Origin of the sequence: Streptomyces sp. NPDC005728 (genome assembly GCF_040630895.1) — a bacterium.
In the GTDB taxonomy this organism is placed as follows: domain Bacteria; phylum Actinomycetota; class Actinomycetes; order Streptomycetales; family Streptomycetaceae; genus Streptomyces.
In genome coordinates, this window is the sequence record NZ_JBEXYL010000225.1 from 1 (window position 1) to 4,924 (window position 4,924).

Annotated in this window: 5 protein-coding genes; all 5 read left to right on the top strand. The window is 70.4% G+C overall.

Going from position 1 to position 4,924, the window contains the following annotated elements; all coding sequences use genetic code 11:
• Positions 1 to 235 precede the first annotated feature (235 nt).
• Complete coding sequence (locus ABZ471_RS47670) at positions 236 to 973, top strand: nuclear transport factor 2 family protein (protein WP_359075407.1); 738 nt, start codon at positions 236 to 238, stop codon at positions 971 to 973.
• A 22-nt stretch (positions 974 to 995) separates the two neighbouring features.
• Positions 996 to 1,796, top strand: coding sequence for a class I SAM-dependent methyltransferase (locus ABZ471_RS47675; protein ID WP_359075408.1), 801 nt, complete (start codon positions 996 to 998; stop codon positions 1,794 to 1,796).
• An 81-nt stretch (positions 1,797 to 1,877) separates the two neighbouring features.
• A complete protein-coding gene (locus ABZ471_RS47680) occupies positions 1,878 to 3,110 on the top strand; it encodes an MFS transporter (RefSeq protein ID WP_359075409.1) in 1,233 nt (410 codons plus the stop codon).
• Between the two features lie 130 nt (positions 3,111 to 3,240).
• The gene (locus ABZ471_RS47685) at positions 3,241 to 4,284 is read left to right on the top strand and encodes a transposase (RefSeq protein ID WP_359075410.1); all 1,044 of its coding nucleotides are present in this window, start codon (positions 3,241 to 3,243) and stop codon (positions 4,282 to 4,284) included.
• A 174-nt stretch (positions 4,285 to 4,458) separates the two neighbouring features.
• Positions 4,459 to 4,924, top strand: a 466-nt coding sequence (locus ABZ471_RS47690; RefSeq protein WP_359075411.1) for an S-adenosylmethionine synthetase N-terminal domain-containing protein, incomplete at its 3' end; no start/stop codon positions are given.

Below are 4,924 nucleotides of genomic sequence, written 5' to 3' on the forward strand. Positions count from 1 at the left end.
CGACCGCCGCGGCGCACCCCCTCCCGACGGCCGCCGTGCCTGGCACGGCGGCCTCTCGGCGTGCCCCGAACCCGCCGGTCCGGCCCACCGGGAGGCGGCCCGGGCGGACTTGACATAGTGCCCCGGCCGCCATGGTCAGTGTCACACCGCCTGAGCACACTTTGGGATGCCGGGCTGCCGTGAAATTCCGTGAGAAAGCCCGACCACAAGCCTCGCGCAAAACATAGGAGACGCAGTGGCCGACGACGATGCCGCACAGTTGGCGTCCGCCTATTTCGCGGCATGGCAGGCAAAGGACTTCACCACCCTGCGGTCGCTCTTGGCCGACGATCTCGAATACCTGGGCCCGCTCGGGCATTACAAGAGCGCCGATGCGTGCCGGGATTCCCTCGCAAGTATGGCCCCCGTGACGAAGGACCTGGTCGTGCACCGGACGTTCGTCGACAACTCCGACGTGCTGACCTGGTTCACCCTGCTCACGACGGTCGCACCGCCCACCGCGGTCGCGAACTGGATACACGTCGAGGACGGGAAGATCGCGAGGATCCAGGCACTGTACGACCCGCGCGTATTCGTGAACTCCGCCCAGGGCGAAGAAAGGAGCACCGCTATGAGCGTCACCGCACGTGAAAAGGCAACGGAACCCGAGGACCTGGCCAGGATATGGGTCGACCTGGCCAATGCCGGCGATGTCGAAGGGCTCGCCGAACTCTATGAGCCGGACGCCGTGATGGCCTTTCCGATAGGCAAGTTGCACGTGGGCCGGGAGGCCATTCGTGCCGCTTTCGAGGAAATGCTGAAGCACTTCTCCCACTTCGAGCAGGAGGAGCCGCTGCCCACGCTGCGCACCGGAGATCTCGCCCTCACCTCGACGGTCCCGGTCGACGACAGCCGCGGCCGGTACCAGGTCGCGCGCCGCCAGCCGGACGGCACCTGGCTGCGCGTCCTCCACTCGTCGGGCTACTTCGCCTGACAACCGAGAAAGGTCACACACGATGAGCGAGACCCTTGCCGATTCCGGCGCCTACACCGGACTGCTGAGCAAGGACCTGCCGACCGAGCAGGCCCGGCTGCAGCTGCTCGAGCAGAGCTACGACCCGGGCACGGTGAAGATCCTGGAGCAGCTGGAGCTGCCGCCGACGGCGCGCTGCCTCGAACTGGGCGCGGGCGCCGGCTCCATCGCCTACTGGCTCGCCGACCGGGTGCCCGCCGGCAGCGTCGTCGCCGCCGACATCGACCCGCGCTTCATCGACACCGACCACGCCCCGAACCTGACCGTTCGGCGCATGGACATCACCCGGGAGGACTTCGTCCCGGGATCGTTCGACCTGGTCCACGCGCGCGCCGTGTTCATGCACCTGGCGGAGCGTGAGGAGATCCTCAAGCGCGCGGTGCAGTGGCTCGCCCCCGGCGGCTGGCTGGTCCTCGAGGACGTCTACTTCGTGCCCGCGGAGGACTCCCCCTATCCGGAGTGGCGGCAGGCCCACGGAGCCTGGACAGCCGCACTGGCCGCACAGGGCATCGACCTGTCCTGGGCGCGCCGGACGCCCGCGCTGCTGGCGGCCGCGGGCTGCACGTCCGTGGGTGTCGCCGTCACACCCGGCGGGCTCGGCGTCGACCCCGTCCAGGACGAACTGCTGCGCATCCGCCTGATCCAGAGCGGCGAGACCCTCACCGGCGCGGGCCTCCTGATACCCGAACAGATCGAGCGGGCGAAGGCGCTGCTGGACAGCCGCCCCGCGCCCGACGTCTCTACCTTCGTCTACTCCAGCTGGGGCCGGCGCCCCGGCGTGTAGCAGCCCCGTACCGCTCCCGCAGCGCCGAGAACGGCGCCGCACACCCCCCTCCCCCATGTCCCTCCACGGTGGTGTTACCCGATGACCTCGACAGATTCCTCCCCCCGGTCCCGCAGCGCGGACCGGCAGACCCCAGCTCTCTCCAGCAGTGTCGTGGCGTGGCTGTCGTTCGCGACCATGTTCGTGATCGGCACCGACACGTTCCTGGTGGCGCCGATGCTGCCCACCCTCGCCAAGTCGTTCGACGTCTCCACCAGCCAGTCCGGGTGGATGGTCAGCGCCTACGCCCTCGGCTTCGCGCTGTTCGCCCTGGTGGCCGGCCCGCTGTCGGACGGCCGTGACCGGCGCAGCGTGCTCCTGCTCGGCTTCGCCGGGTTCACGGTCTCCACGGCCCTGTGCGGTGTGGCGCAGGGCTTCTGGACGATGATCCTCTTCCGGTTCCTCGCCGGTATGTCGGCCGCGCTCGTGAGCCCTCAGATCTGGGCCTCCATCCCGGTCCTGGTGCCGGGTAACGCCGTGGTGAAGACCATGGGCTTCGCCGGCGCCGGCATGTCCATCTCCCAGGTGGTCGGCGTGCCGATCGGCGGCTGGCTGGCCACCGCCTCCTGGCACGTGCCGTTCGTGGCGGTCGCGGGGCTGTCCGCCATCGCCTGGATCATCCTCTGGCGGGTCTTCCCGTCCGTTCCGGGCGCTGCGCCGGGCACGGGGTCCGGGTTCTTCGGGACGTACGCCAGCCTGTTCCGGTCACGGACGTTCACCTGGTTCCTGCTCGCCTACTTCGTCTACCAGACCGGTGTCTTCGAGACGATCTCCTTCATCGGTTCCTGGCTGACCGAGGACTTCGGACTGGGCGTGGCCTCGGTCGGTGCCTCGATGATGGCGCTCGGCGTCGGCATGGCGAGCACCTCGCTGTTCGGAAGCCACCTCATCCGCCGGATCGGCGAACAGCGCACCCTGATCCTGGTCTTCGCCGCCCTGATCGTGATCTACGGCGCCGTGCCGTTCGCCCCCAACCTGGGGCTTGCGATCACCGGCCTGGCGCTGGGGTCCGCGTTCCTCGGCCTCGCCTACCCGATCTTCATGGCGATGCTGCTGGGCCAGACCACCGCTGCGCGCGGCACGGTGTCGTCGCTGGCGACCACCGCCCTCTACGCCGGCACGACGATCGGCGGTGTGGTCGGCGGCGTGCTGCTGAGCAAGTTCGACGGCTTCTACGGCGTCGCCGGATTCACGGTGCTGGCGGTCGCGCTCGCCGCCGTCGTCTTCGCGTCGGCCGGAGCCTTCCGCAGCAGCGAACCCGAGCCGGCCGCCTGACCGGAGGGACTCCCGTCCCGCCTGCCGACGGAGCGGCGCAACGCCGCCGCCGCGCGGCAAGCCCCCGCCCCGGGCACCGAGTGTCCGGGGCGGGGGCACGACCACGTTCACGACCAGGGGGATCGTATTCATGAGTGACGTCGCCTCGCCGAGGGGGCTCGCCCGGTGCGAGGAGGACCGTCCCGGCCCGGCCGCCGGTGCCGCGCCGCCGCCCGTCGACGACGCGGTCCTCACGGACCTGTGCGACCGGCTCTTCGCCCAGTTGTCCCGCAGCGATCAGCGCGCGAGGGGCCTGAAGTACGTCAGGGGCCTGCTGGCCACCCCGGGCCGCAGGTCCTTCCGCAACATGGCGGCCCACCTGGGCGGAAGCGCGACCCTCGAACAGCGCCTGCACCATTTCGTCAGCTGCTCCACCTGGGACTGGATGCCGATGCGGCGGGCCCTGGCCGCGTACATGGCCGAACTGGCGCCTCCCCGGGCGTGGGTGCTGCGCCCCCTGCTGGTACCGAAGGAGGGGGACAACACCGTGGGCGTGCACAAGCGCTACGTTCCCGCCCTGGGCCAGATGCTGAACGTCCAGTACTCGGTGGGTCTGTGGGCCGCGTCCTCCGTGCTGCCCTACCCGGTCAGCTGGCGGCTGCTGCTGCCCCGCGACTGGCTCGACGACGACGCCCGGCGCGCCCAGGTGGCGATACCCGACGGGCTCGCGGCGGAGAATCCGGCGGAGTGCGCGGTCGAGGCGTACCTCGGCCTGGCCGCGCACCGGGACGGAGACCTGCCCGTGCGCCCGGTGGTGCTCGCTGTCGGCGACGCCGACGCCGCCACCGCCGTACGGAAGCTGCGCGCGGCCGGTGTGCCCTTCGTGGTCGGCGCCGACCGCCGTCCCGCGGCCCTGGACGGCCTGGACGACCTGCTGCTGTTCCGCACGCAGACGCACCCCGACAGTGGTCCGGGCCGGGCCTGGGTCACCAACATGCACGACGCCGGCCCGGACGAACTGACCTCTCTCGCAAGGCTCGTGGACACGGTCGACGACTCCTTCCGGAACACCACCGACCGCATCGGCATGACGGACTTCACCGGGCGCACCTTCAACGGATGGAACCGCCATGCGACGCTCGTCTCGGCGGCCCACTGCGTCACGTTGCTCTCCGCGCAGACCGCCCCTTCCTGACAGAGTCTGGGGCTCGCTCTGGTGCCGGACAGGTCGGCATGACTAGCTTCTCCCGGTGGCGCAGCAAGATCAGACCGCGCCGGACACCCGACCGACCGGCGCGTACCGCCCGGTGAGCCGTCTGCATGCGGCCGTCGCCATCTCCCCCCCGCTGTCGCTCTCACAAGGAGTTCCATGTCTCGCCGCCTGTTCACTTCGGAGTCCGTGACCGAGGGCCACCCCGACAAGATCGCCGACCAGATCAGCGACACCATCCTCGACGCCCTGCTGCGTGAGGACCCGACCTCCCGGGTCGCCGTGGAGACGCTCATCACCACGGGGCAGGTGCACGTCGCCGGCGAGGTCACCACCAAGGCCTACGCGCCGATCGCCCAGCTCGTACGCGACAGGATCCTCGAGATCGGCTACGACTCCTCGGCCAAGGGCTTCGACGGCGCCTCCTGCGGCGTGTCGGTGTCGATCGGCGCACAGTCCCCGGACATCGCGCAGGGCGTCGACACGGCCTACGAGTCACGGGTCGCGGGTGCCTCCCGCGGGGACGAGGGGGACGAGCTGGACCGGCAGGGCGCCGGCGACCAGGGCCTGATGTTCGGTTACGCGTCCGACGAGACGCCGACCCTGATGCCGCTGCCGATCTTCC